Origin of the sequence: Flavobacterium sp., from assembly GCF_024710485.1 — a bacterium.
Classification (GTDB): domain Bacteria; phylum Bacteroidota; class Bacteroidia; order Flavobacteriales; family Flavobacteriaceae; genus Flavobacterium.
Map to the genome: position 1 here is coordinate 1 of NZ_JANJUQ010000020.1, position 23,631 is coordinate 23,631.

Annotated in this window: 23 protein-coding genes; 7 read left to right on the plus strand and 16 right to left on the minus strand. The window is 36.3% G+C overall.

The window, feature by feature from the left end; translation table 11 throughout:
* Together Q0M21_RS04630 and Q0M21_RS04635 are read right to left on the minus strand one after the other, a co-directional pair.
* Positions 1-208 (minus strand): carboxypeptidase-like regulatory domain-containing protein (locus Q0M21_RS04630; protein ID WP_295335159.1); only part of this gene is annotated, 208 nt, incomplete at its 3' end.
* Between the two features lie 172 nt (positions 209-380).
* Positions 381-4,994, minus strand: coding sequence for a T9SS type B sorting domain-containing protein (locus tag Q0M21_RS04635; protein ID WP_295335161.1), 4,614 nt, complete (start codon positions 4,992-4,994; stop codon positions 381-383).
* Positions 4,995-5,194: 200 nt separating this feature from the next.
* On the opposite strand from Q0M21_RS04635, the gene argS reads away from it, so the two are divergent.
* Together argS and Q0M21_RS04645 are read left to right on the plus strand one after the other, a co-directional pair.
* Positions 5,195-6,973, plus strand: a complete 1,779-nt coding sequence (gene argS / locus Q0M21_RS04640) for an arginine--tRNA ligase (protein WP_295335163.1) — start codon at positions 5,195-5,197, stop codon at positions 6,971-6,973.
* An 11-nt stretch (positions 6,974-6,984) separates the two neighbouring features.
* Positions 6,985-7,425, plus strand: coding sequence for a hypothetical protein (locus Q0M21_RS04645; RefSeq protein ID WP_295335165.1), 441 nt, complete (start codon positions 6,985-6,987; stop codon positions 7,423-7,425).
* 31 nt (positions 7,426-7,456) lie between these two features.
* Here Q0M21_RS04645 and Q0M21_RS04650 read toward each other — a convergent pair whose 3' ends face one another.
* From Q0M21_RS04650 to Q0M21_RS04660, 3 genes are all read right to left on the minus strand, one after another.
* Positions 7,457-9,892 (minus strand): TonB-dependent receptor, encoded by a 2,436-nt coding sequence (locus tag Q0M21_RS04650; protein ID WP_295335167.1) that lies wholly within the window; start codon positions 9,890-9,892, stop codon positions 7,457-7,459.
* 76 nt (positions 9,893-9,968) lie between these two features.
* The gene (locus tag Q0M21_RS04655) at positions 9,969-10,880 is read right to left on the minus strand and encodes a FecR family protein (protein WP_295335168.1); all 912 of its coding nucleotides are present in this window, start codon (positions 10,878-10,880) and stop codon (positions 9,969-9,971) included.
* A gap of 46 nt (positions 10,881-10,926) precedes the next feature.
* Positions 10,927-11,448, minus strand: a complete 522-nt coding sequence (locus tag Q0M21_RS04660) for a sigma-70 family RNA polymerase sigma factor (protein ID WP_295335170.1) — start codon at positions 11,446-11,448, stop codon at positions 10,927-10,929.
* 106 nt (positions 11,449-11,554) lie between these two features.
* On the opposite strand from Q0M21_RS04660, the gene Q0M21_RS04665 reads away from it, so the two are divergent.
* The 4 genes from Q0M21_RS04665 to Q0M21_RS04680 all read left to right on the plus strand — a co-directional run bounded on the left by Q0M21_RS04665 (position 11,555) and on the right by Q0M21_RS04680 (position 15,738).
* Positions 11,555-12,601, plus strand: coding sequence for a hypothetical protein (locus Q0M21_RS04665; RefSeq protein ID WP_295335171.1), 1,047 nt, complete (start codon positions 11,555-11,557; stop codon positions 12,599-12,601).
* 201 nt (positions 12,602-12,802) lie between these two features.
* Entirely contained in the window at positions 12,803-13,264 is a 462-nt protein-coding gene (locus Q0M21_RS04670) for a hypothetical protein (RefSeq protein ID WP_295335173.1), read from the plus strand.
* A 122-nt stretch (positions 13,265-13,386) separates the two neighbouring features.
* Positions 13,387-14,724, plus strand: coding sequence for a signal recognition particle protein (ffh, locus tag Q0M21_RS04675; protein ID WP_295335175.1), 1,338 nt, complete (start codon positions 13,387-13,389; stop codon positions 14,722-14,724).
* A 126-nt stretch (positions 14,725-14,850) separates the two neighbouring features.
* The gene (locus Q0M21_RS04680; RefSeq protein ID WP_295335177.1) at positions 14,851-15,738 is read left to right on the plus strand and encodes a bifunctional 5,10-methylenetetrahydrofolate dehydrogenase/5,10-methenyltetrahydrofolate cyclohydrolase; all 888 of its coding nucleotides are present in this window, start codon (positions 14,851-14,853) and stop codon (positions 15,736-15,738) included.
* A 20-nt stretch (positions 15,739-15,758) separates the two neighbouring features.
* On the opposite strand, the gene Q0M21_RS04685 is transcribed toward Q0M21_RS04680, so the two are convergent.
* From Q0M21_RS04685 to Q0M21_RS04695, 3 genes are all read right to left on the minus strand, one after another.
* Positions 15,759-16,178, minus strand: coding sequence for a DUF1456 family protein (locus Q0M21_RS04685; RefSeq protein WP_295335179.1), 420 nt, complete (start codon positions 16,176-16,178; stop codon positions 15,759-15,761).
* Between the two features lie 87 nt (positions 16,179-16,265).
* Positions 16,266-17,066 carry an alpha/beta hydrolase-fold protein gene (locus Q0M21_RS04690; RefSeq protein ID WP_295335180.1) on the minus strand — a complete coding sequence of 267 codons (801 nt, stop codon included), beginning with the start codon at positions 17,064-17,066 and terminating at the stop codon, positions 16,266-16,268.
* A 4-nt stretch (positions 17,067-17,070) separates the two neighbouring features.
* A complete protein-coding gene (locus tag Q0M21_RS04695) occupies positions 17,071-17,541 on the minus strand; it encodes a hypothetical protein (protein WP_295335182.1) in 471 nt (156 codons plus the stop codon).
* Positions 17,542-17,649: 108 nt separating this feature from the next.
* Between Q0M21_RS04695 and Q0M21_RS04700 the strand changes: the two genes are divergently transcribed.
* On the plus strand, positions 17,650-18,051 hold the full coding sequence (locus Q0M21_RS04700) for an excinuclease ABC subunit B (RefSeq protein ID WP_295335184.1): 402 nt from the start codon (positions 17,650-17,652) through the stop codon (positions 18,049-18,051).
* 85 nt (positions 18,052-18,136) lie between these two features.
* Here Q0M21_RS04700 and Q0M21_RS04705 read toward each other — a convergent pair whose 3' ends face one another.
* From Q0M21_RS04705 to Q0M21_RS04740, 8 genes are all read right to left on the minus strand, one after another.
* The gene (locus tag Q0M21_RS04705; protein ID WP_295335186.1) at positions 18,137-18,784 is read right to left on the minus strand and encodes a trimeric intracellular cation channel family protein; all 648 of its coding nucleotides are present in this window, start codon (positions 18,782-18,784) and stop codon (positions 18,137-18,139) included.
* Between the two features lie 235 nt (positions 18,785-19,019).
* Positions 19,020-19,676: a hypothetical protein gene (locus tag Q0M21_RS04710; protein ID WP_295335188.1), complete on the minus strand. Its 657-nt coding sequence runs from the start codon at positions 19,674-19,676 to the stop codon at positions 19,020-19,022.
* 193 nt (positions 19,677-19,869) lie between these two features.
* Complete coding sequence (locus Q0M21_RS04715) at positions 19,870-20,073, minus strand: hypothetical protein (protein ID WP_295335190.1); 204 nt, start codon at positions 20,071-20,073, stop codon at positions 19,870-19,872.
* Positions 20,074-20,791: 718 nt separating this feature from the next.
* Complete coding sequence (locus tag Q0M21_RS04720; protein WP_295335192.1) at positions 20,792-21,208, minus strand: PIN domain-containing protein; 417 nt, start codon at positions 21,206-21,208, stop codon at positions 20,792-20,794.
* Positions 21,205-21,456: a DUF6364 family protein gene (locus Q0M21_RS04725; protein WP_295335194.1), complete on the minus strand. Its 252-nt coding sequence runs from the start codon at positions 21,454-21,456 to the stop codon at positions 21,205-21,207. Before Q0M21_RS04725 ends, Q0M21_RS04720 begins: the two co-directional genes overlap by 4 nt.
* Positions 21,457-21,640: 184 nt before the next feature.
* Positions 21,641-22,195, minus strand: coding sequence for a hypothetical protein (locus Q0M21_RS04730; protein ID WP_295335196.1), 555 nt, complete (start codon positions 22,193-22,195; stop codon positions 21,641-21,643).
* A 166-nt stretch (positions 22,196-22,361) separates the two neighbouring features.
* Positions 22,362-22,835 (minus strand): hypothetical protein, encoded by a 474-nt coding sequence (locus Q0M21_RS04735; protein WP_295335198.1) that lies wholly within the window; start codon positions 22,833-22,835, stop codon positions 22,362-22,364.
* A 196-nt stretch (positions 22,836-23,031) separates the two neighbouring features.
* The gene (locus Q0M21_RS04740) at positions 23,032-23,574 is read right to left on the minus strand and encodes a hypothetical protein (protein WP_295335199.1); all 543 of its coding nucleotides are present in this window, start codon (positions 23,572-23,574) and stop codon (positions 23,032-23,034) included.
* Positions 23,575-23,631 lie beyond the last annotated feature (57 nt).

Below are 23,631 nucleotides of genomic sequence, written 5' to 3' on the forward strand. Positions count from 1 at the left end.
CTTTGATATTGAAGTTTCCGTTTTCTTGCGTGATAGCACCGGTAATGATTTTGCTGTTTTCCAATACTGAAATATTCACATATGGAATGGGCTGTTGGGTGTTTTTGTCAATTACTTTTCCGTTGATTACTCCGGAATTATTGTTGGTTTGTGCCAGTATAACTAAGCAGTTACTTACCAACAACAGCAATACTAATTTAAGTCTCATTGTCGTTTTTTTTTTTTGATGATTGTTGAGGTCATTGTTCTCTTTTAGGCTTCAACAGTTGTTAATTTAATTTGAGTAAGTAGTCTCTTCGGAAGACTATTTGTTACAGTTGAAATAAAAAAACTCTCAAAATGTTTTTTGAGAGTTTTTCAGTAGGTTAAGGGCAATATCCTTATCGCTTCATAGCGAAGTGCGATCTGAATTCTTGATTTGCTTGGTTTTCATCAGTGTAATTTACACTAAACCAATAGTCGTCTGAAGGCATCATGTTGCCGTTGTAAGTTCCGTCCCAACCGTTTCCGTTAGGTTTGATTTGGGTTAAAACTTTACCGTATCGGTCGTAAATAGTTATCAGAGCGTTAGGTTGATTTCTCAAATCTTTGATGTTCCAGTAGTCGTTGTAGCCATCACCGTTTGGTGTAAAGAATTTAGGATAATTAATAACTACTGCCGGTAAAGTGGCTATACCACAACCGTTTTTATCTCTTACGGTAATTAAGTGCATTCCTGAAGTTACATCTTCAAATGTAGGACTGTCTTGGAAGTTTCCGTTGTCTAATTGGTACTCGTAATCACCCAATCCTGAAGCTGTAACAGTGATGGATTGCATGTCTTGAAATTCATCATCAACAGTATAAGTTATTACTGCCGGTTCCGAAGGTGTTACAATAACAGTTACCGGTTCAGAAGCACAACCTGTAGTTCTGTTGGTGGCAATTAGAGTGTAAGTGCCCGGTAAAATAGCAGTATAGTTTGCACTTGTTCCTACGGTTTCACCTGCTTCGTTGGTCCATACAAAAGAGTGTGTAGTTAATGATAATCCACTGTTTATAGTGTATGCATTTAAAAGTGTTTGTGTTTCTTGGTCAAAACAAATGATGCCATCGGCCGGTGTTGGTTCCGGTAAACGATTCACAATGATTGTAATTGGTTTGATATCAAAACAGCTATCCGTTAAAGTATTGGTAACGCGTACAAATAAATTGGTTAAAGAAGATGAAGTTATCGCATTAACTTGATCGGCAGCATCAGCGGCAGAAGCATAGTAAGCAATAGTGAATTCACTTCCGGTTTGTGCTCCCAATATAGTTGATGATAAGGTTGTCAAATCAAAATTGGTTATACCATCGTTAGTACCATCTTCATCACAAATCGTTCTCATGGCTATCGGAGTTGGGTTAGCCACAGGCGTATCTGTTATCGTAACGGTAAACGAACTTTCATCAGCACATCTTGGTAAATACGGTGATACAGCATATACGTAGATGGTTTGTGTTGCAAAGATAGTAGAGCCAGCGGTCAATTGGGTTCCGGTAGCATTGGGTCCGGTGTAATAGTTTCCAATAGTCAAAGCCGGTAAGGTATAGCTGTAACAGATATTTATGTTTGGGATATCATCCACATTGAAAATAGTTATGTTAAAACTGGTTTCACTAGAACAATCCGGCGTTGTATTTGTATGAGCATAAATATACATAGTTTGACTAGTGGTTACTTCATCTCCTGCTTGTAGCATAGTTCCGGTTCCGTTTGGTCCAGTAAAGTAGTTTCCAACAATTAACGGGCGTAATGTATATGAATTACAAGCTGCAACATCTAATACAGCCGGGATAACCGGAGTTTGATTGATGGTTACAGTAAATGAATTTTCATCAGAACAAGAGAATGATGTACGAATTAAAGATTCTTTATAGATATAAATGGTTTGAGAGGTTGTAATTACAGTTCCGGCGTTAATTACAGTTCCGCTACCGTAAGGCCCTCCCGGTTGGGTGTAATAATTATTGTCAGCAGATAATGTTGGTAAAGTATAAGCATCACAAGCCGTTATGTTAGCTGTGCTGTCTGCTGTTGTAGAGAAAATGTTAACTTGGAAACTGTTTTCATTGGTACAAGCCGGTGTAGTGTTAGAAATAGCAAAGATGTAGATTCTTTGTGAAGAAGTAATTACACTTCCTGCCGGTAATAAAGTACCTGTTCCGCTTGGGCCGGTGTAATAGTTGCCATTTTGTAACTGAGTTAACACGTATTGGTCACAAATATCGATATCAGATCTTGAGTCAATAAATGGTAGCGGGTTGATAGTGATAGTAAAGCTTGATTGATTAAAACAAGTAGCGTTTAATCTTTTGAAAACATACAAAGTTTGAGAAGCAGTAATCACATCTCCGGCACTAAGCATAGTGCCTGTGCCTGCTGAACCGGTGTAGTAATCTCCGTTGGTTAATTCCGGTAAAGTATAAGTTTCACATACCGTTACATCTTCTAATTCATCAACCTCAGGTTGTGTGATACTAATATTAAAAGACAAGTTGTCTGTACAGTTGGTGCTATCACTACTCACTTGAGCAAAGATATAAATTGTAGTACTGTTATTGATTACGGTTCCAGCCGGTATCATTTGTCCGCCACCCACAGGAGCAGTAAAATAATTTCCAACGGGTAAAGCAGGTAAAGTATAGCCGTTACACTGACTGATATCCGCCGGTTGGTTAATGCCAATAAATATATTAAAGCTATCTTGATCTGTACATATAGAAGAACTACCACTAGTTGCATAAACGTATACTGTTTGATTAGAAGTAATTACAGTTCCTGCAGGGATTTCTGTACCATTTCCTCCAGGTTGTGTGTAATACTTTCCAACCGTTAGTTCCGGTAAGGTATAAGAAGTACACTCGAATATGTCATTTCTTGTCCCTACTTCCACAGCAGGAATGATAGTAACTGTAAAATCAGTGTCTACCTCACAAAATGGAGTTATATCAGTCTTGAAATAAAAATAGATTACTTGGGTTGCTGTTATTACAGTTCCAGCCGGAATTTCGTTTCCTAAGCCTCCGGGTTGCGTGAAATAACTTCCATATTGTCTTGGAGCAAGAGTATAGCTTCCGCAACTTGTTACATCTATTGGAGAAATAGAATTAGGATCAACGATAGTAATGGTAAAAGAACTATTATTACCGCAAGTGCCGGGGCCATTTGGTTGATTAAAAATATAAAGGGTAGTTGTAGCATCAATAATGTCTCCTGCATTTAGCATTGTTCCCTGACCATTTAGTTGTGTGAAATAGTTTCCATTGGTTAGCGGTTGTAAGGTATAAGAATCACATACCACAACAGGATCCAATACATCAACTGTTGGCAATGGTAAAATTGTAACTGTAAAGCTTGTAACAGAAAAACAGTTTGAATCAGTTATATTTTGTACTCTAACATATATGGTTGTACTTGTGAGTAAAATGTTGCTCAAGTTCCCGTTCAATTGATTTGTTGCGTTGTTGGCATTGTTTAACGATGTGTAAAAAGACACAGAATTTGTTGAAGATGATTGCCCATTTAATATTAACGGAATTTGTTGAGTTAGATTAATTGAAGCACTTTCAGAATTCGATCTTCTGGCACAAGCATTAATATTTGGGGCCTGATATGCCACAGGAGCCGGAGATGTTAGTAGTTGAAATGAGCGAACAGTATAGCAATTGGTATTTGGTATTTGAATTCTCACAAATACAGTTTGTCCCGGGGTACCAGTGTAATTAAGCGGCAATGTGTTAGTGTTGTTTTCGGCATCTTGTTGAGAAGGATGGTAGGTAACAACGGTATTAGCATTTAATCCGGTTTTTACAACAGCAGTATTAAGATCAAGGTTATAGTTATAATTGGCATTACCTGTATCACATCTGTAAAGATTTGTTGGGTTTTGTGCATTTATTTGAGGGAAATACTCAATCACCACGCTATCGGTAGTTGGTAAACACGGACTTAAGATATTGGTATATGTTACTGTGTAGGTTCCTGGTTGGTTTATCAACAAACTTGGACCTGTCTCATTGGCCAAAATGGTATTGCCTTTTTTCCATTCAAACGTAAAATTAGAAGCATTCAAACCGGTATTGATAGTATGACTTGAGCCATAACATAAAGCTGTATTATTCGCTATTGTTAAATCTTGACCTAAAACATCTTGACCGATATTCAAACTGTTAGCAGAAATAAAAATAGCCGAATCTGATTGTGAATCCAAACGGTCAGCAATAACCAATTTGATATGGTATTGAACACCAGGCACTAAAGTAGATGCCGCTGTCATTACGGTTGTTTGTCCGTTAAAATTTGTCGCCGAAGAGGCTGCTTGAGAACCACCGTTGTACGATCCGAAGAATTGTGCATTGGCAGATGGACATGAAGAGTTGTATAAATAATCTCTAATAGTGACTACAGAGATGGGTAAGTTGGTATTGGGTACAACAGCCAAATTTGTGGTCACCCCGGTTGAGGTATTAGTCAACAAAAAGGCAAATGCATCTGAGAATTGACATTGGAAATTTCCATATTCTTCTGAAGCAAATATAAAGTCAAAGCTGAAATAGGGAGAATTCGGAACGAAGTCGAACTCTAAAACGGTTGCATTTTTAGAAACCAAACTTACTCCTGCGGCAGCCAAGGTAGTCTCTAAATCGGTATCGCCCGGCCATGAGGCATTTCCGTCACTCAATAATGAATTGTTTGGTCCGGGTGCATTTGTTACATTTCCTGTGCTTAGTATAACACCACTTTGCATGGGGAAGCTTGGATTGTTACTTTGAAAAAAGCCAATTCCGTTTGTAGAACCAAAATTGGATCCGGTACTCCACAGAATGTTTGAGGCACCAACACAGGAAGTGTTAATCAAAACATCATTAACTAACTGCGGAACAGTATAGCTAGAGGTGCTAACGTTGATTGGTTGTGATAAACCAACTGCTGTAAGCAACAGTAAGGTTAAGTGTATTAGTTTTTTCATGACTTGGGATTTTGACACTACAAATATGAATTATAAAATCGTTTAAATGCAAAAAAAATCGATGAAATGCATAAAATAATAAAATATTACAATATAATACTTACAAAAATAATATTGAGACAACTTTTTTAATATTTAAAGTAACCCCTGAAAAAAATTATTTTCTAATGTTTATCTTTGCCAACCTAAAATAAATTAACATGAAGCTTTCACAAATTTTAACCGGTCACATTCAAACTGCTGTTCAACAACTTTTTGGCATTGCCATCGAAAGGGTAGAATTTCAGTTGACGAGGAAGGAATTTGAAGGCGATATTACCATGGTAATTTTCCCTCTGTTAAAACAAATCAAAGGAAACCCAATAGAAATCGGAACTAAAATTGGAGATTATTTAGTGGCTAATGCCTCTGAAGTACTGAGATTCAATGTGGTTTCGGGCTTTCTGAATATAGTAGTAGCCGATTCTTATTATTTGGGCTTTTTCAATGCTGTAAGAAGTAATGCTACTTTCGGATTTGTAACGCCTTCTGCCAATGAAAAAGCGGTAATGGTGGAATATTCTTCACCAAATACCAATAAGCCATTGCATCTCGGACACGTAAGAAATAATTTGTTAGGCTACTCGGTAGCTGAAATCATTAAAGCATCGGGGAAAAAAGTATACAAAACCCAAATTATCAACGACAGAGGCATTCACATTTGTAAATCGATGTTGGCTTGGCAAAAATTCGGAGAAAATCAAACACCTGAATCAACCGGTCTTAAAGGCGATAAATTAGTAGGGAATTTTTATGTGAAATTCGATCAAGAATATAAATCTCAAATCCAAGAATTAACGGCTAAAGGACTTACCGAAGAGGAAGCCAAAAAGCAAGCGCCGATTATCTTAGAAGCTCAAGAAATGCTACGCCAGTGGGAAGCCGGAAATACTGAGGTAGTAGCCCTATGGAAAAAAATGAACCAATGGGTTTACGACGGTTTTGCCGAAACCTACACTAATTTGGGAGTTGATTTCGATAGCTATTATTACGAAAGCAATACCTATTTGTTGGGTAAAGAAGTCGTTCAGTTTGGCTTGGAAAAAGGCATCTTCGAAAAAGACCCTGATGGTTCGGTTTGGATTGATTTAACCGAAGACGGTTTAGACCGAAAAATTGTTTTACGCTCCGACGGTACCGCCGTTTATATGACGCAAGACATTGGCACGGCTATCCAACGTGTTAAGGATTTTCCGGATGTAGGCGGCATGGTTTACACCGTGGGTAACGAACAGGATTACCACTTTAAAGTATTGTTTTTGATTTTGAAAAAACTCGGATTTGAATGGGCGGAAAGCTTGTATCACCTGTCTTATGGTATGGTGGAATTACCGTCGGGAAAAATGAAATCACGAGAAGGTACTGTAGTGGATGCGGATGATTTAATGACCGAAATGACCGAAACGGCTGGAAAAATTGCTACCGAATTAGGGAAATTGGAAGGTTACAACGAAGAAGAAAAAGCACGACTTTTTAAAACCATAGGTTTGGGTGCCTTAAAATATTACATCCTGAAGGTTGATCCGAAAAAACAAATTCTCTTCAATCCGGAAGAATCGGTTGATTTTGCAGGAAATACAGGTCCGTTTATTCAATATACGTATGCCCGAATCCAATCGATTTTGAGAAAAGGCGATTTCAGTTTGGAGCAGGATATCACGGAAATCGAATTACACGAAAAAGAAAAAGAATTGCTCAAACAATTAGAGTTATTCCCTGAGGTGATTCAGAATGCGGCTCACAACCATAGTCCGGCCTTGATTGCCAATTACACTTACGACTTGGTGAAAGAATACAATTCGTTTTACCAATCGGTTTCCATTTTAGGCGAAGAGCATTTGCCGGTTAAAATTTTCCGTGTGCAACTTTCAAAAAAAGTAGGCGACACCATCCAATTGGCCTTTAAATTATTAGGAATTGAGGTTCCGGAACGAATGTAAAAATTAGTATTATGAAATTAAAATTGGTTTTATTTTTGACTTTAATCTGTCTTTTTTCTTCCTGTGATGAGTCGATAGAAGTGCCTTTGTTGAATGAAACAAAAGTTATAGGCAGGATGACTTCCGGAACATGGAAAATAACGCAATTTACCTATCAAAATACTACTAAAACAGCCGATTACGAAGGTGTGATATTCGATTTTGACGCTATTACGGTTTCACTTTCCAATACCGGAACTACGCCTGTTGTCGGAAGTTGGGGTGTTATAGATGAAGGTTTTGTGGGCGAACCCGAGTTAGTGGTAAACCTGGCTTTAACCAGTGTGGAACCAAGATTTACAAACCTCTCCGACGATTGGTACATCATTGAGAGTACTGCTACAAAATTGCGTTTGAAGGACGAAAACTTAGAAACCGGAACCATAGATTACCTAACGTTTCAAAAGTTATAAAGAAAAAGCGATTGTAAATTCAGTCGCTTTTTTAAAATATAAATTTAACATTGATATTCGGCGTAAGCTCTAAAGAGAATGTATCAACGCTTTCAACAATATTATTGGCATTATTTACGCGATAAAAACGATTAATACTGTTTTGTGTATTCAATACATTTAATACTGAAGCCGAAGTTAGTAAACTGCTTTTGTCTCCCAATCGCCATTCTTTAGAAGCTGAAAAATTCACTTGAAAATAATCTTTTAGGTTTTCATTATTAGGCGTGTTGTACACTATATTAGGATTGGTTTCTGAAACGGTAAAATTAACCGGAGTAGTAATTGGTCGTCCGGTATGCCATTTGGCACCTAATGCGAACTTGACTTTTTTCCATTCGTAAATTCCGGCCCAAGTCACAGCATGGGTTACTTCAAAGTTATTGGGAAACGAATTAGCGGTCAAGGTTTTAAAGTCATATTGATTGTCATTGTAAGCATAACTCAACCAAGTGTAAAAGCGATTGAATGATTTTTGGATTAAAAATTCACTTCCTAACACTTGGTAATTTCCAACCGCTCTTTCGGTTTCAAATTGGTTCAAAAAACCCTGACTGCTACTGGTGATACCTGTTATTTTTTTGTAGAAATTGTCCAAAGTAACTAACCAGTTGCTCTTTTTAAAACTAAAGCCTAAGGATAACTGATTGCTTTTCTGAATCGGAATGGTACTGTTATTGGCTAAGGTCCAGCGGCGTTTTTCTACGCCTAAAAAGTCCTGCTGTAAATCGATGATTTGAGAAAGCGTCTGACTTTTTTGTTCGCCCAAAATTTCCAATCGCCAATGGTTGCTCAAGGCTTGATTGAATTGCAATCTCGGTTCCGCTAAAAAGAATCCGAATTTATCGAAATAGTTCGCGCGCAAACCGGCTCGAATAAAGGTTTTTTGATTTTTGGTTTCGTAAATACTTTCTACAATTCCTACATGCGACAAGAGCACATTAGTAATGGTTCTGGAGAAAAACGGCAAGTTGACCTGATCGAAGTTGGTAACGCCGGTTTCGTTAAATTGATAGCCGGTGTTGAGGGTGAGCTGGTCCGACAATCGATTGGAATTTCTAACTTGAAATCCGAAATCGAGGACTTTGTTTTTTTGGTCTAAAATCTGATTGCTTTCCAAGGTTTGATTGGAGGAGTTCAAATCGTAAGCCGAAAAGTATCCTTTGAATTCGGTAAAGTGATTGGCATTCCACTTGGTTTTCCATTGCAAACTACCTCCAAAGCTTTCTTGTTCTAGGGAACTGTTTTTGTTTAAATCGGCAGTAGATTGATCGAATTGTAACGTGTTTTCAATTGCAATAACATCAATATTGAATTGGTGTTTGGTTCCGATTTTTTGTTCAAACTGCGCTGTGATGTCGTAAAAATAAAAATCAACATTGCTTTTGTAGCCTATAATTTCGTTTGTACTTAAGTCGGTTATGATGGTGTTTTGAAAAATTCGTTTACTGTAGTTGCTGTAGGTTGGCGATTCTAAAATATCCGTTAACGAACGACGTGCCGAAAACGTAAAGTTCGAATTGTCTGAGATTTTTACTTTAGAATAGAACTCGGCACTAATCATATTAGAGCTTAAACTCGCATTGGTATCTTCAGTAGTATTTGATTGAGACGAAATATCCACCAAACTCGAAACGCTTTCTCCGAAAAAAGCAGAGCTTCCGTTTTTAATGAGGGTTATATTTTGCGCCAAAGAAGGATTGAAGGCCGAAATCAATCCGAAGAAATGTCCGGTTTGAAACATGCGAATGCCATTCCACAAAAACAAATTTTGGTCGTGTGTACCACCGCGAACATTAATGTTGGAAATGGTTTCGTCGATGCTGATGATTCCCGGAACTTGTTGCATGGTTTGCAAAACATCGGGTTCGATTAAACCGGGTAACAGTCCGAATTTTTTGGGTTTGATAACTATAGTCCCGTCGTTTTTTTTACTGATGCCTGTGGCTAAATACCGCTGTGTTATTACTTCGGCTAAAGTTTGTAGATGGGCTTGTAATTTAAATTTGGGACAACCCGGAACATTCAAATCTTTGGGGTTTATGGTAAAAGTTTGATACCCTTGGTGCTGAATTTGGATGACATCTGAGGATATTTTTGGGATTTCAAAGTGTCCGTCAGCATCGGTAAAAGTAGTGTAATGGGCTTTGGCAATTCGGATGGTAGCATTTTCAATACCTTTTCCGGTTTCGGCATCTAATAAAAAACCACACAACGGTTTATCGACTTTTTGATCGTTGAATATGGTGTAGTATTTCTCGTTGATTTGCTTGAATTGTAGTTGGGTTAGCTTTTTGAGATAATTAATTTTTTCTTCTAAAGGCCAATTTTGATCCGGCGGTGTAAGGGCATAGACCACAATTTCATCTTCAATATAACTGAAACGAACCTGATGTTGTTTGCTGATGATACCCAGAATATTTTTCAAAGGAATTTCCTTCCTCTCTTTTTGAGCAAAACTCAACAAAGAAAAGAGCCAAAATAAGAGTAAAAAAAGGCCTCTTTTATCGAGCATCCAAGCTTTCTAAAATGTATTTATTTTTATCGGTTTTGGTAGGTTTTAAATGATAGGTTGTGGCCAATATTTCCAAAGAAACTGCAATGTCTTTAGCCGGGATAATTCCGGTGAACAATTGTGTGTTCTCGCTGTTTTTCAATGTTATAGTTGCATTGTAATGTCTTTCCAATTCAGCCACAATCGCTTTTAAATCTTCTTGGTAAAAAGCCAATTCCTGAGAAAGCCATTCCGGATTTTGTGCTGTGTTTTCGGGTAAAGTCATCATTTTCCCGTCTTTGAAAGCCACACTCATTCCTTTGGTGATAACGACTTCAGATTGGTTGTAATTGACTTTTACCTTTCCTTCATAACAGCTGACATCAAAACGATTATCGCGTTGTTTAACATTGAATTGGGTTCCCAAAACAGTTACTTTTCCCAAAGCAGTATTGACTTCAAATTTTTTGCCTTTAGCCACTTTAAAATAAGCTTCGCCTTCCAGGTTTAGGGTTCTGTTGTTGTCCCAATTCCATTTTTTGTATTGAATTTCGGAACCCGAGTTTAAAACTACTTCCGAATTATCCGGTAACAAGAAATTTTTTTGATTTCCGTTTTCGGCAAATACTGTAGCTGAGGCGAAGTTTTTGGCGGTAAAAAACAACCCCAAACCAATCACTAAAACGGCGGCTACTTTAAACAACCAATGTTGGTTGAGCGTTATTGTCTTTACTTTTTGTTTTGGAGCGGCTAAAACAGTCTTCAATACTTGCTCTTCATTAAAAGTCGGAGCTTCCAGTGAGGCAGAGTATTTTTTTATCTTTTCATAAATGGCAAAATCAGGCTTCGCTTGGAATTCTTTCAATTCCGCTTCAGTCATTTCTCCGCTGAGCCACTTGGCTAATGGGTAATTTTCTTCCATAATCTTATAGCATTTCGATACTAAAACATATTGATTTTATTAAACCCTACTTAAAGTGATCGAATTCTTTTCGCAATTCAACCAGCGCTAAATGAATTCTTTTTTCCACTGCTTTTACTGAAATTTTGAGTTCGGCAGCAATTTCAGCATACTTTTTTCCGTCAATTCGATGCATCAAAAAGGCCACTCTTTGGGTTTCGTTTAAGTTTTGAATCGCTTTGTTTAATTTGGTTTTAAATTGATCTTCTTCTAAAATAAACTCAGGGTTTTCATTAGTCAGTTCACTCTTACCTGAATTTTTAGCATAGTTTAAAACAACTTTTTGATGGGCAATTACATTTAAAGAGGCATTGTTGGCAATCGTGTATACATAAGATTTTGCCTTTTCTAAGGGTACATCGGCACAATTTTGCCAGAGTTTGATAAAGGCATCTTGTGTAATGTCTTCGGCTTGGTCTTCATTACCAAACTTATAGTAAAGATAATTTCGCAACGCTTTGGCATGACTTTTAAAAAAGTTCGAAAAAACGACTTCCTTGCAAATACCTGGTATTTCCTCTGCTGACATAAATGGACTTGACTTGAACTTGGGTAAAAATAATTATTTTTTTTAACTAAAGTAGGGTATTTTTGAAATCTAATGTTTTACTCTCAAAGTCAGTTTAAATTTCAACATGATGAATGTTATTTTAAGATTTTTATCCGTTACGCTATTGTTTTCTTTTGCGATTAGTTGTCAAACTGAGGAAGAAACGATTGTTCAAGACAATGCTCAAAGTTTTCTGAGAAACTCTCCGATAGCCGAATTGTTGGCCAGAACTTCTCAAAATCCAACTTCTTTAGATAATGTTTTGGACAATTCCAGTTGTTTTAGTGTACAGTTACCGGTTACCGTAATTGTGAATAATCAACAAATTACTGTTACGGACGAGGCAGATTATCAAACGGTTCAAAATGCTATTGATGCTTTTTCAGATGATGATGATATTGTGAATTTTGTATATCCGATAACGATTCGCTATCAAAATTTCCAAACCCAAGTATTACAGGATGCCGATGATTTAGATGATGTTTTAGATGATTGCGGTGATGATGATGGTTTTGATGAAATTGATTGTATCAGTATAGTATATCCGATAGTGATTAATATTTATGACAGTAATAATCAGATAGCCAATACGGTTACCATAACCAGCAATAGTAACCTGTTTAATTTCTTAAATAATTTGAGCAACAATACTTATGTAGCGATTAATTATCCGATTACGGCTATCAATTCCAACGGACAAACAGTAACTCTCAATTCCAATAGTGCCTTAGAGAATTTCATTGATGATTCTATTGATGATTGTGACGATGATAATTCCGGTGGCGGTTCAGGAAACAACAATTTTACAACGATTTTAACCTCCGGTACTTGGTATGTTTCTTATTTTCAGGAAGATGATGATAATGAAACAACAATGTTTAGTGGTTATGTCTTCACTTTTAACAATAACGGAGCCTCAACAGCTGTAAGGAACAGCATCACAACCGCCGGTACTTGGAGTACTTATGAGGATAGCGGCGAAAATAAATTGGAGCTGAATTTTGATGGTTTGGCTTTGGATGAAATTGAAGACGATTGGAGGATTATAGAGTTTTCGGTAACGCAAATCCGACTCAAAGATGTTAGTGGAGGTGATGGAAGTGTAGATTATTTAACCTTCACGAAGCTTTAAATAAAGGTATGAAACTCTGGCATCAAAGATTATCCGGAAATCAAATTGAAATAAAAAGGACGGTTGTTGACTCAAAGGAGTGCAGACGCGCCAAAATGACTTACCGATGGCATCAATTTTTAATATGGGCAGTTATTTTTTCGATTGCCGTTTTAATTGTAAATTTTTTCAAAACGAATACTAACTTTAACTAAATAAACTATGAAAAAAGTAATTTTAATCCCAATGTTATTTTGCCTATTCATGCTTAACGTAGCTTCTATGTGCAGCTCCGATGACGATTCTTCATCCGCTCAAGATCCAACTCCGGTAATCAATGCGGCTACCCAAGGAACTTGGAGAGTAACCAGTTATATTGACTCCGGAACAGATGAAACCAATCATTTTACAGGGTACAATTTCACTTTTGCCAGCGGCGGCGTTTTAACCGCTACTAATGGTACCAATACCTATCAAGGAACATGGTCAGTTACCAGTGATAACAGTAATGATGACAGTCCGAGTAACGACTTGGATTTCAACATTAGTTTCATTACTCCGGCTAATTTTGCGGATTTAACTGATGATTGGGACATAGTAACTTATTCGGCTAATACTATATCATTGATTGATATAAGTGGTGGCAACGGTGGAACGGATATTTTAGTTTTTACCAAAAATTAGACTTCGATTTCATTTAAATACTATAGAAGCCATCCTAAAAAGGATGGTTTTTTTATTTCTACAGTGAGTAAAGTTCGAAATCAAATTCTTAAATTTGCACTTCATAAAAACAAACCCACATTATGTTCAATAATTTAAGTGATAAATTAGATAAAGCATTACACATCCTCAAAGGGCACGGGAAGATTACGGAAGTCAATGTAGCAGAAACCCTTAAAGAAGTGCGTCGCGCCTTGTTGGATGCCGACGTGAATTTTAAAATTGCCAAAGATTTTACCACTAAAGTTAAAGATAAAGCGATTGGTGAGAATGTATTGACCACCTTACAGCCGGGCCAATTAATGGTGAAAATCGTTAAAGACGAGTTGACCGAATTAATGGGTGGCGATGCTACCGGTATTAACTTATCCGGAACGCCTTCAGTTATCTTGATGTCGGGTTTACAAGGTTCGGGTAAAACTACGTTCTCCGGAAAATTAGCCAACTATCTGAAAACCAAAAAAGGTAAAAAACCGCTTTTAGTGGCTTGTGATATTTACCGACCGGCTGCTATCAATCAGTTGCACGTGGTTGGAGACCAAATAGGTGTCGAAGTTTATTCTGAACCAGAAAATAAAAACGCAGTTCAAATTGCGCAAAATGCGGTTCAGTATGCTAAATCCAAAGGCTACAATGTAGTGATTGTAGATACTGCCGGGCGTTTGGCCATCGATGAAGAAATGATGAACGAAATTGCCAATGTGCATGCGGCCATCAAACCTCACGAAACTTTATTTGTGGTTGATTCTATGACCGGTCAAGATGCGGTTAATACGGCTAAAGCCTTTAACGATCGCTTGGATTTTGACGGTGTTATTTTAACCAAATTAGACGGTGATACACGTGGTGGTGCTGCTATTTCTATTAAATCGGTGGTGAATAAACCGATTAAGTTTATCGGTACCGGCGAGAAAATGGAAGCTATCGATGTTTTCTATCCTTCCCGTATGGCTGATCGTATTTTGGGTATGGGAGACGTGGTTTCCTTAGTAGAAAGAGCGCAGGAGCAATATGATGAGGAAGAAGCCAGAAAGTTGCAAAAGAAAATCGCTAAAAACGAGTTCGGTTTTGACGATTTTTTAGCGCAAATCCAACAAGTGAAAAAAATGGGTAACATGAAAGACTTGGTTGGCATGATTCCCGGCGCCGGAAAAGCACTGAAAGATGTTGAGATTGAAGACGATGCTTTCAAGCACATAGAAGCCATCATCCACTCGATGACACCGAAGGAAAGAAGCAAACCGGCCATCATCGATATGAAACGCAAAACCCGAATTGCCAAAGGTTCGGGGACGAAAATCGAACAAGTGAACCAATTGCTGAAGCAGTTTGACCAAATGAGCAAAATGATGAAAATGATGCAAGGTGGTGGCGGGAAAAACTTGATGCGCATGATGGGTGGCATGAAAGGAATGAGATAAATCAGTTAAGGTTTAAAGTTTCGAGTGTGAAATTTTGAACCTTAATTTTTTAAATTATACAACTAACTACTTTGTTTCGGGGTTACACAACTTTAAACCCGAAACGCTAAACTCGAAACAACTATTATGGAATTATTAGATGGTAAAAAAACTGCAGCCGACATTAAAGCGGAAATAACCGCTGAAGTCAACAAGATGAAAGCCAACAAAGAGAAAGTTCCTCATTTGGCGGCCATTATTGTAGGGAACGATGGTGCGAGTTTGACTTATGTTGGCAGTAAAGTGAAAGCCTGCGAATTGGTAGGATTTGAGTCGACTTTAATCAAAATGCCCAGCACCACTTCGGAAACCGAATTGTTAAAGAAAATCATCGAGCTTAATGAAGATGACAATATAGACGGCTTTATTGTTCAGTTGCCGTTGCCCCAACAAATTGATACCCAAAGAGTGTTAATGGCCATCGATCCCAGTAAAGATGTAGATGGTTTTCATCCTGAGAATTTCGGCAAAATGGCTTTAGATATGAGTACGTTTATTCCGGCTACACCATTTGGAATTTTAGAATTGCTCGAACGATATAATGTTGAAACCAAAGGGAAGCATACTGTAGTTATTGGTAGAAGCCACATTGTAGGTCGCCCGATGAGTATTTTGATGGGTAGAAAAGGATTTCCGGGAAATTCTACCGTTACTCTAACCCACAGTTACACCAAAAACATAGCGCAAATAACCACACAAGCTGATATTATTATCACAGCCTTGGGCGTACCGAATTATTTAAAGGCCGAGATGATTAAAGATGACGCAGTGGTTATTGATGTAGGGATTACCCGTGTAACGGATGAGAGCGATCCGAGAGGTTACAAAATTACCGGAGATGTGGATTTTGATAATGTATCGAAGAAAGCTTCTTTTATCACGCCGGTTCCGGGTGGCGTAGGCCCAATGACCATTGCCATGCTATTGAAAAATACCTTATTGGCCAGAGAACAAAAGCGTTTGCTGTTAGAATAAAAAAAATCCTGAGTGAGAACTCAGGATTTTTTGTTTTTACCGTTTTTATATTGCACCTTTTCTACGACTTGTAGTTTAGGTGTTTGTTTTTTGTCCTTGGGATTAAAAGGCTTTTTCTTAGGAGCTGCTTTTGGTTTTAATTCCGCTTTTGGTTTTTCAATGGTTTTGTTTTTAACCTCTGATTGATTTTGCTTTATAATTTCCATGGCGTTTTTCGGATTTTCTTTAGTACCGCGCAGGTGAATGACTAAGCCGTTTAAAAAATTCCGCAATACTTGATCACCGCATTCCACGTATTTGGGATGGTCGGCGTTTCTGAAAAAGTTACCGATTTCTCCTTTCGACATGCGAAAATCGACTAATTTTAAAATGTCTTCGATTTGGTCGTCTCGCAATTGTAAAGCGACACGGAGTTTTTTGAAAATATCGTTATTGTTCATATTCTTAAGTGGCTTAGTCACTGAGTAGCTAAGTGACAGTTTTTTAATGGTTTTGTATTCTAATTTGACGTTTGCTTAATCGATTATTTAGAATAGCCAAAGGTACGCCTTTTTAAAACTTTCACGCCATAATTTTTCGTTGTGCTGTCCGCCTTTTACAATTACTTTTTTATTCAGTTTTTTACATTCGCAACGTTTGGTGTTTACCCAATGCTCTATTCTTTCCATATCGGTTATTACATCAGCATCGCCTTCGTTGTCTCCGCAAAGAAAATAGATTTTAGCAGTAAAGTTTTCTGTTTTACTCAGGAGTTCATTCATTTCTTTTCGACCAAACCAAAAAGAAGGCGAGAAGCAACCGATTTTTCCGAATACCTCAGGGTATTTTACTGCGGCGTAAAAGCTTAGCAAACCGCCTAAGGAACTTCCGATTATAGCAGTGTTGTTGGCATTGGTTTTTGTGCGAAAGGTAGCATCAATTTTGGGTTTTAAATTGTTGACAATGAAATCCAGATAGTCATCGGCTTTACCACCACCGTATTTTTCGTGCTTAAAAGGCGTTAGTTCGTCAATGCGTTTCTCGCCACCGTGTTCAATACCTATGACAATCACTTGAGCTTTAATGCTGTCTAAGGTTTCATCAATATTCCACTCGCCAGCATAAGATGTTTTAGCGTCAAATAAGTTTTGCCCGTCAGGCATGTAAATCACCGGGTATCTTTTTGAAGTGTTGTTATAATTGGCAGGTAAGTAAATCCAAATTTTTTTATTGATTTTGAGTTGCGGTGATTCTAATGTGAAAAAAGAGATATTTTGACTAGCGGTACTTTCCTGAGCAAAAGTCGGATTCAGGAAGAGAATCAACAGAAAAACAGGTAAAATTCTCAAGAAATCAATTGTTGGTTTCAGGTTCTTTTTCAACGTCTTTCTTTTTCTTTTTATCGTCTTTTTTACTTGGCTTTTCATTTTTTAAAGCCGCGTATTTTTCTTTTTGTTGCGTGTTGAGGTAACTCAAAATAGTTTTGTCTGTGTTATCTTGTATGGCTTTTAGTTGGTTATTTTTCTCCTCTTCACTAAACTCTTTTTTAAATAAAATATCTATCTCTTTGTAACTTTTCAGAATTTCGTTTTTGATGGCAATAAATTGTAAATCATCTAACTTAAGGTCTTCTTTCAAGCGAAGCATTTGTTTATCGATTTGTTTGTTTCGATTTTCTTCTATCTCTTTTTGAGAAGGAGGAGTGTATGCTTGTTGGTTGTTAGGCGTGGCACCAATTCTTCTGTCCATTCCGGTGTAATATTGGCTAAAAGCATTCGCCGACAGGAGTAAAAAAGCAATAATCAGTATTTTATGGAATTTCATGACTTTCATTTTAATACTGTAAAAATAACAAATCCAAGTCGTTGTTCATCATAATAATTCGCTAAGGTTTTATATTTTTTATATTTTAGCAAAAAACTTCTTTTGCTTATGAACAAATATGAACAAAAGTTAGCGTTATTGTCTGAAATGATCGCTTTTTCAGTGGTTGACGGAAGGCTTCATGAGCGAGAATATCTTTTTTTAGCTATGATTGCCGATGAATTGCAGATTGGTCAAGATGATTTCAAGGGTTTATTTCATCAGGAAAATTATCCGATAGTAATGAAGTCGGAGTTTGAACGAATTCAGCAATTTTATCGTTTGGCTTTGTTGATGCACTGCGACGGCGTTTTGCATGAGAGAGAACAAATCAAAATTCACGAAATCGGTATCAACATGGGATTGAATCCTCATGCGATTAAGCGTGTTTTGAAAGCAATGGAAGTTTCTCCTACCAAAATGGTTTCACCGGAATTTTTATTGGAAATTTTTCAAGAGCAATTGAACTAAGTCTGACTTCTTGAGTCTAATAATCTTCTCGTTCAAAATCTCAATAGGTTAATTTTTATTGTTTCAGATTAATCTTTGAAGCTATTCACGATTCTTTGTTAGGAGTTTCTTCCGCTTTTGTATTTAGAGGTTGCAATTGCGGTAAATGAAGGTGGAATTTCACCGCCAATATTCGGAACATTATTATGGTAGATGCGGCAATTATTTCTATTAAATTGTTTGGAATGTTGAAGTTATGGCACAAAAAATAAATACCACCTCCAGCCACACATGCCAAAGCATAAATGTCTTTTCTGAACAGCAAGGGAACTTCGTTTAACAAAACATCTCTAATCATACCGCCCACAGAACCGGTTATGGTTCCCATTATGATGCAAACCCAAAACGGCCATCCGGCATCTACACTTTTAGTAATTCCTACTATGGTGAATAGGCCGAGCCCGATAGTATCAAATAAAAATAAAGTGCTGCCCCATTTAAAGAGTTTGTCTTTAAATAATAAAACTGTAATTAGTGCTACTCCGGTTGTGATGAAGTATTTTTCATCTAGCATCCAAAACGGAGTAAGGTTGAGTAGTAAGTCGCGCAATGTTCCTCCGCCAATTGCGGTTACCAGTCCAATAATGTATGCGCCAAACCAATCAATTTGTTTGCCGGAAGCCAAGCGAATTCCGCTTACAGCAAAGGCAAAAGTTCCTAAAAGATCGAGTATGGTGGTAAAATCCGGTTGCAAATTAGTTGACTATTAAAACGGGTTTAAAATTAGTGAATCTTTTACACTTTTACCTTAAACAGCGGCAATTAGCTTGTGTTTACTTTACAAGTTATTCTTAGAATATTGAACAAAGTATTAAAGCAACTTTTTTCATGCGGTAATTGTTAGCGATGTTGTCGAATTGAGTAAAAGGTTATGTGGAAATTGGACTGAAGTCGGGAAAATTGGTTTATGGCAGATAAAATTGTTGTCATCAATAGATTTCTTTCTTTTGTTTTGGAATGATGATGATGAAATTTACATCCTTTAGTTCTTCTAGCTTGAATTCAATCAGTTTTCCGGACAATGTATTGCCTTGAGCATTTAAAACTACACCGGTTTTGAAATTATTTAAACTTTCCAGAAATCCATAAGGATGCATACAATGTATTCTGAATACCGGGAATAGATTTTTCTTATGATTTTTGATTTGTAAATCAAAATTTCTTAACGGATTTTTCCTTTTCGAACTTCCATAAACCTTTAGGTTAACTTTATTGATACTATCGTTCGATTCTAAAGTTTCAAAAACAAACACATATTTTGAATAATCTTTCTTGTTAAAGTAATTAATGTTAGACGTACTCTGATAATCATAATGAAAAACTATTTCACCATTCACTTTAGTTTCCCATACGAGGAATGTGTGTAGTTTAAGGTTTTTATAATCAAATAAACTGGCTGTAAGAGATGATTTATCTTTTCTAATTCTCAAAAAATACGAATCATCCTCAGAGTTAGTATAAGTTACCCCTTCATTTTTAATATTCTCAAATGAAGAAGAATATTTAGCTAAGGTGTTGAAAGTATATTTTTGGGCATTTACCGGATTACAAATGAACAGTACAAAAAGTAAAAAAAAATTTCTCATAGTAAGATGGTGTAAATGTTTCTGAGAGTTTTAGTTTTTTAACCTTACCAACAACCTCTGGATGCAAGTTGTATTGGCAAAGCAAACAGGCTCTTTACTATATGCTAAGATAATAGTTTTACGTGAAAAACAGATGTAAAACCACTAAAATCAAACCATAGCGGCTAACAGCTGTTAGGCGTTCGGTTTTGCTTTAATAATACTCATAAGTTACAGTTTCTCTTATTTGTCCACTTGGATTTTTTTGAGTTCTTTTGGTTGGATAATTACTTGAATTATACTCATAAGTGTATGTGTATTTTGTAGTAAATGTTGTGCTTCCACCTAGTTTTTCTTTTACAACACTTTCGTTATTTATTAAACTTCCAAACCATGGCCAAGAAACTTCTGCATCCATTTGGGGAAACACATTCTTGAAAGGATTGTTTGCGTTGTCATGAGTATATTGTAAAATCGAATAATCGTCGCTTTGTTGATTTACATTTCCAGTCAAATCATATTCGTATAAAGTTGTCTCTAATAAATCTCCAAACTCATAGTATTCAGTTTTATTTACTTTGCTATTTGAATTATAATAAAAAACAGTTTTTTCGGTATTCGTATCATTTACTAATTGTTTTAATAGACCATTTTCATATGTTGCAGTAAATGTATCTGATGCTTCACCGGAATATTCTATTGTATAGTTACTTATTCTATTTTGAGAATCGTAGTTAAAAGTTATTGTATTTCCAAAGTCAGTTGTAACTTGAGTGATTAAGTTGCCATTCTATTCAAAAAACAGTGAATATGGTGATTCTCCAACTTCAGTAACTGTATATTTTTTCGGTTTTATTGATGTGGTTGAATTACTTCCGTTATCATCGGATGAACATGACATTGTTAGTATTATAAAAATGAAAGCATAAATGTAATTTTTCATAAGGATTAATTTTGGTTCTTGAATTCTCCGTTCGTCCTGAAAACTGACGCATAACGTTTCGCCGCTATCCGACTGTAGCGAATCCAGCGAACTGCGTACTGTCTGCTAAGATAAACTTTTTACGTGAAGAAAGAAGCACAACTCAAGAAAAACCAGCTATAGCGGATAACGGCTGTTGTGCGAAGTTTTACTCTTAAGAGATACTTTTTATAAATTCTTCTGCGGACATTACCGGAAGTAAAGAGTTTTTGAAATCTTTCGCATTTCGTGTTATTATAACTTCACATTCAGAATCAACAGCGCAAAAATATTGTAAAGAATCCTCAAAGTCTTCAAAATTAGAGTTTAGTCCTTTTTCAATTATGGTTTCATCAATAATAGAGATTTCACAAAGAACTTTAAATTTTCTCAACTTGTCCTTTGCTACAGAAATTCCTTCAAACTTTGAAAGAAAATAGTTGACAGTAGCAAATGAAATTGGTGAGACAACTATTTCGAGTTTTTTTTGATCAGCCAATGTCGCAATTTGAGCAATTGAATTATAAAACGGTTCTCTTTCACCAAGCAAATCAAGCATTACATTGGTGTCTAAATAAACTCTCTTACTCATTTGTATTTGTTCATCAGATGTTCGGAATATTCTTTTTTATAATCCAAGTCAGTTGGCATTTTTTTACCCGAACTCAAACTTTTAACGAATGGAGAAATTTCTATTGAATTATCATTCTTAGAATCATTAGTGAGAGAGTTTAAGTAGTTTTCAATTATTCTTGATAAACTAACTTTTTTTTGAGAAGCATAAATTTTCGCTTTCTCAATTATCTCTTGATTAAGTTTCAACGTTAATTTAGTGTCCATAATAATTATATTATACGTACAAATATATGAATAAAATCCGTATAGTTTCTATTTTAACGGTTTTTTTAAAAATTTCGCACAACGTTTCGCCGCTATCCGACTGTAGCGAAACCAGCGAACTGCGTACTGTCTGCTAAGATAAACTTTTTACGTGAAAAAAGAATCACAACTCAAGAAAAACCAGCTATAGCGGATAACGGCTGTTAGCAGAGGTACTGATTTTTGGATATAAGTTTTGAAAATTACTTTTAGGCGTTGACGCAGGAAATATGAACAAAATGGCGCTTTCATCAACCTGCACGGCGCTAAGTAGTAAGTCACCATTCTTGTTTGTGGTTAACGCACTCTTATTTATTCTATAGCCGCCAAACAAATAGGGAATACCAGTAAGCCTGAAATTTTTATTTTTCAAAAATATTGTTCCTTCCTTGAATTGGTATTTGCATTCGTAAGATTTTAAATTTCCATATTTGTCCATAAGCAAAAATGCAATGTCATCTTCGTCCCGAACTTTAATCTCAATTGAAGTGACATCGATCATTTTCGCTTTTTTTCTAACGTCAATTATGTTGCTCAAATTATAATATGGGTAGCTTTCATAGTTATATGCACTATTAGAGTAACGGCCTTCAATTTCTTTTGTATTTAAGATTCCGTCGACGCCATTAAATGGTTTTAAACTGACACATGATGAACAGGCAGTTAATAGCAAAATTAGAATTTGAAGACGGATTTTCATAGTATCTCTGCTAACGTTCCGCCGCTAGCCGACTGTGGCGATAAAGCGAAACGATTATTTCTTACTAAGATAAACGTTTTTCGTGTAAACCAAACGCCGAACTAGCACATTCGAGCCATAGCGGCTAGCGGCTGTTAGTGGCTGGCGTCTTTGTTTAATACCTCTATTATCTTTTTTCTATTTTTTTTGCTGCACCAAAATCAATGAAACCGCTATCAGCAGAGCCAACACCTTCAGCATTTATGGCAATTAAATTTTTAGTTGCAAGGATAGTTATTTTATATTCCATTCTCCACCAACTTTTTTGGTATATAAACTCAAACGAGTTTTCGTCTTGCTTATAATTTTTCTTTGCAATTTTTTGGATCAATGAAATTATATTCTCTATGTTTTCCTCTTCAGTAAAATTGTTTTCATAACATGTTACGCCGAAATGTTTTCTCAGTTCAATTAATCCATATACTCCAAGAATAAGTAACCAAATAGCTAAAAATAAAATACTTTTTGATTTATTATTTGCAAATACAAAGTAAGCCAATAAAAAAGAACCGATGATTGCGATTAAACAGATGATTTTATTAAAGAGTTTTTTTGATCTTTTTCTGTTTTCGAATGAATTTTGGAAACTTTCTAATGTCATCTTATTTCTGTTGTATTGTAGATTTTCCGGTTTCTGTGAAACGCTTGCCACTAACGTTTCGCCGCTAACCGACTGTTGCGAAGCCAGCGAACTGCGTACTGTCTGCTAAGATAATAGTTTTACGTGAAAAACAGACTTGAAACCAAGAAAATCCAGCAATAGCGGTTAACGGCTGTTACCAGCAGTGTTTATTTCTTCAGTCCGTTTCATTACCACATTTTATTGTCAGTTCGTTAATAATTTTCTTAATATTATTTCTGTCTTTGAAAATTGTAATTGGTTGAAATGAAGAGGAACTTCCTGTCGGTCTACTATTTACTAATAATTCATTGTCTTTGATAATAATTGTGACTTGCTCTCCCCACGAAAACCAAGAAACATTTGTTGTCGCGGTGTAATAGCCAAGTTTATAGAATTTCACATTATTTAGTCCAGTTTCTTTTAATGCATAATCAACTTTCTCTTTAGTCAGGTCTTTAATCTGAAAGCTTTCAAATATCTGATTTTGATAAAGTCGTCTAATCACAAAAATGGTCAAAAGCAATCCAATAGTCAAAATGATTATTGCTACAATTTTCAAATCTGTCACATTGTTTTTAAAACCTGATGATGTCGCTGCTGAGCCGATAAATATTATTCCTAACGGAAATAATAGAAAAAAATATCTGCTATAGAAGTCTTCAAAAGTCACGGTCCACCTTTTATTTTTCTTTATATTTTCAAGTTCTACTTTAGTCATTTCTATTATCTGTCTGTCGCGATTGTGTGGTCATCTAACATTGCTGGTAACGTTTCG